The organism is Phenylobacterium sp. (assembly GCF_044371015.1).
GTDB lineage: Bacteria > Pseudomonadota > Alphaproteobacteria > Caulobacterales > Caulobacteraceae > Phenylobacterium.
The window spans coordinates 1-3,996 of sequence record NZ_JBILUK010000275.1 but is presented as its reverse complement, the minus strand read 5'-3'; the positions used below and the strand labels follow the sequence as shown (position 1 = coordinate 3,996).

The window sequence follows — 3,996 nt, the reverse complement described above, 5'->3', positions numbered from 1 at the left end:
TCATGGCCGAGATGTTCCCCACCCGGATGCGATATTCCGCCATCTCGCTGGCCCAGCAGGTCACTTCGATGTTCGCGGGTTCGCTGGCGCCGCTGATCGCGGCCGCCCTGCTGGCCGCTACGGGCTCAGGCGCCGCGGTGGGCTGGTATATCGCCGGCGCGGCCCTGCTGACCGGCGTCTCGACGCTCTTCGCCAGGGAGACCAAAGGCCGGACGTTCGCCGAGATCGACGCCGAAGGACGGGGGTAGAGCCTCGCCCGATCTGATTGAATCAGTCTGATCGGGAGGACGAGGCGCGATTCTTTGATCTGGCGCGCATTCCCGCCGCCGAACCGGCTTCCACTTCGGCGGATTGCGCTCCAGGGGGCGGATTCGACCCACCCGCGTTGCGCCCGCCCGCCCGCGCGGCTATTTCCCCGCCTCGATCTCTCCCACCCAAAGACCAAGCGAGCGCGGACGCCCCATGGCGCAGCAGTACATTTTTCAGATGCAGGGCCTGACCAAGGCCTTTCCCGGCGCGCCCAAGAAGCTGTTCGAGAACATCTGGCTGTCGTTTTACCCGGACGCCAAGATCGGCGTGGTGGGCGTCAACGGGTCGGGCAAGTCGAGCCTGCTCAAGATCATGGCCGGGATCGACAAGGAGTTCACCGGCGAGGCCTTCGCGGCCGACGGCGTCAAGCGCGGCTATCTGGAGCAGGAGCCTCAGCTGGACCCCAAGCTGGATGTCTGGGGCAATGTGATCTCCTGGTGCGAGGAGAAGCAGATCTTTGACCGCTACAACGCGGTCGCGGCCCAGATGGGCGAAGAATACACCGACGAACTGATGGAGGAGATGACCACCCTCCAGGAAAAGCTGGACGCCGGCGATCTCTGGGACATCGACAGCCGCATCGAGATGGCGATGGACGCCCTGCGCTGCCCGCCCAACGACTGGCCGGTCGACAAGCTCTCCGGCGGTGAGCGCCGCCGGGTGGCGCTGGCGCGCCTGCTTCTGGCCAAGCCCGACATGCTGCTGCTCGATGAGCCCACCAACCACCTCGACGCCGAGAGCGTGGCCTGGCTGCAGCACCATCTGGAAGCGTTCCCGGGCTGCGTGATCCTGGTCACCCACGACCGCTACTTCCTGGATCAGGTGACGAAGTGGACGCTGGAACTCGATCGCGGCAAGGGCCTGCCCTATGAGGGCAACTACTCCTCCTGGCTCGAGCAGAAGACCAAGCGCCTGGCCCAGGAAGAGCGCGAGGAAGCCGGCAAGAAGCGCACCATCGAGCGCGAACTGGCCTGGGTGCGCTCATCACCCTCGGCGCGGCGCTCGAAGTCCAAGGCCCGCCTCGCGGCCTTTGAAGATCTGCAGAACGAGGCCGATAGGGCCAAGCAGACGTTCGCCCAGATCCAGATTCCGCCCGGTCCGAGGCTCGGGCAGATGGTGCTTGAAGCTACGGGTCTGGAGAAGGAGTACGGCGACAAGCTGCTGTTCAAGGACCTCACCTTCAAGCTGCCGCCGGGTGGCATCGTCGGCGTCATCGGGCCGAACGGCGCGGGCAAGACCACGCTGTTCAAGATCATCACCGGCCAGGAAACCCCCGATGCGGGGGCCGTTCGCCTGGGCGAAACCGTCAAGCTTGCCTACGTCGACCAGAGCCGCGACACGCTCGATCCCAACAAGAACGTCTGGGAAGAGATCTCCGGCGGTTTGGATGTGGTGAAGGTCGGAGCCCGCGAGATTCCCAGCCGGGCCTATGTCGGCAGCTTCAATTTCAAGGGCGGCGACCAGCAGAAGAAGGTCGGCCTGCTGTCGGGCGGTGAGCGCAACCGCGTCCACCTGGCCAAGACCCTGCTGGCCGGCGGCAATGTGCTGATGCTCGACGAACCCACCAACGACCTCGACGTGGAGACCCTGGGCGCGCTGGAATCGGCGCTGGAGGACTTCCCCGGTTGCGCGGTGGTGATCAGCCACGACCGGTTCTTCCTTGACCGCCTAGCCACCCACATCCTGGCGTTTGAGGGCGACAGCAAGGTGGAGTGGTTCGAAGGCAACTTCGAAGCCTATGAAGAGGATAAGAAGCGCCGCCTGGGCGCCGACAGCCTGATCCCCCACCGCATCAAGTTCCAGAAGTTCACGCGCTAGAGCCTGTCCGGCCTTGATGGAACCATCAAGGCCGGTCGAACAGTCTGGATCTCTTTGAAATAGAGCGCGTTTCTTCGGCGAAACCGGCCTCCAGGTTCGCCGAACGCGCTCTAGCGGCCGCGCATACGGTCCGGAAACGCAACTCAGGTTAGGCTTTCCACGTACTTGCCCTGACGACGGGCGGCACGGAGGCCGGCATGACCGCACCCACGGCGGAGGAGCAGTTGCTCCTGGAGTACATCAACGCCGCGCGGCTGGACCCGCTGGGCGACGCGGCGCGCTACATCAGCAGCTATGGCGCGACGGCGACGTCGACGGACGCCACTATCAACAACGCGCTGCGGTTCTTCGGCGTATCGGGGCCGGCGCTGCAGCAGGCGCTGAGCGCGCTCACGCCGACTGATCCGCTGGCCTGGAACGACGCGTTGTCGGTCGCTGCGGAGGGCCACAACGCCGCAATGATCGCCGCCGACCTGCAGACCCACCAGGCCCCGGGCGAGGCGAGCTTTGGCGCGCGCCTCCAGGCGGCGGGCTACAACTTCATCACCGCCGGCGAGAACGTCTTCGCCTTCGGCAGGAGCGTGCTGGAGACCCACGCGGCCTTCATGGTCGACTGGGGCGAAGGGCCCAACGGGATGCAGTCGCCCGCCGGCCATCGCATCAGCATCATGAACCCCGACTTTCGCGAGGCGGGCATCGCCATCACGGCCGAGAACTCGGCCGCGACCCAGGTGGGGCCGCTGGTGGTGTCGCAGGAGTTCGGCGCGCGTTCGCAGGCCGGCGTGTTCATCCTGGGCGTGGCCTATACCGACAGCGACGCCAACCGGTTCTACTCCGTGGGCGAGGGCCGGACGGGTTTGAGCGTGACCCTCGGCGCTGTCACGGCGTCGAGCACCGCCAGCGGCGGCTACGCCCTGCAATCGAGCGCAACAGGCGCCCAGACCGTGACCCTGACTGGGGGCGGGCTGACGGGCCCGGTCTCGGTGGGGCTGACCCTTCAGTCCGGCGACAACGTGAAGATCGACGTGGTCGGCGGGACGGCCCTGAAGCTCTCCGCCTCTGCGGTTGTGAGCGGACCCGTCACCCTGATTGAGGGGCTGGGCGCGCGCGGGCTCTCGCTGACTGCGGTCGGGGGCGGATTTCACGATGTGCAGGGCGGCGGCGGCGGCGACACGCTGACTGGCGGCTCCGGCCAGAACTACTTGCGCGGCAACGCCGGCAACGACTCGGTGCAGGGCGGCGCGGTCTTTGATGACATCAACGGCAATGCGGGAAACGACACCGCCTCGGGCGGTCTGGGCGACGACTGGGTGGTCGGTGGCAAGGACAACGACCTGCTGTTCGGTGACTCCGGCGGCGACCTCGTGTTCGGCAATCTCGGCGCCGATACCTGCGAGGGCGGCGAGGGCGACGACATCGTGCGCGGCGGGCAGGACAACGACATCGTCCGCGGCGGGGCCGGCGCCGACTTCATTTCGGGCGACCGGGGCGACGACACGATGAGCGGCGGCGCGGGCGCCGACACGTTCAACACCTTCGCGGAGACCGGTCTGGATCGGGTGCTCGACTTCAGCGCCGCCGAGGGGGATCGGGTGCAGCTGGCGCCCGGCACGACGTTCAGTCTGGCGCAATCAGGCGCGGACACGGTGATCAGCATGACCGGAGGCGGTCAGATGGTGCTGGTCGGGGTCCAGCTCTCAAGCCTGCCGCAGGGCTGGATCTTCGGCAGTTAGCGCCGGACATTGCGGTTAACCCTACTGCTTCATGGGGCCGAAATCTCGCCGGCGCACCCTTCCGCGCCTGAAACGCGGGGTGCGCCGTCATGGCCGAGTTCATCGGTACGGAAGACAACGAACTGTTCGAGGGCGG

General features: G+C 66.7%; 3 protein-coding genes. All 3 read left to right on the top strand.

Features of this window, described 5'->3' with window-relative positions; genetic code table 11:
• The coding region (locus ACIQ3R_RS16195) for an MFS transporter (protein ID WP_397419888.1) at positions 1–248 on the top strand (248 nt) is incomplete at its 5' end.
• Between the two features lie 214 nt (positions 249–462).
• Entirely contained in the window at positions 463–2,127 is a 1,665-nt protein-coding gene (ettA, locus tag ACIQ3R_RS16190) for an energy-dependent translational throttle protein EttA (RefSeq protein WP_397419887.1), read from the top strand.
• 197 nt (positions 2,128–2,324) lie between these two features.
• Positions 2,325–3,860 (top strand): CAP domain-containing protein, encoded by a 1,536-nt coding sequence (locus ACIQ3R_RS16185; protein ID WP_397419886.1) that lies wholly within the window; start codon positions 2,325–2,327, stop codon positions 3,858–3,860.
• Positions 3,861–3,996: the final 136 nt, after the last annotated feature.

Bases quoted from the DNA above. Each gene is read 5' to 3' on its own strand.
- ettA (WP_397419887.1), top strand. From the start codon at position 463: ATGGCGCAGCAGTACATTTTTCAGATGCAGGGCCTGACCAAGGCCTTT.
- ACIQ3R_RS16185 (WP_397419886.1), top strand. From the start codon at position 2,325: ATGACCGCACCCACGGCGGAGGAGCAGTTGCTCCTGGAGTACATCAAC.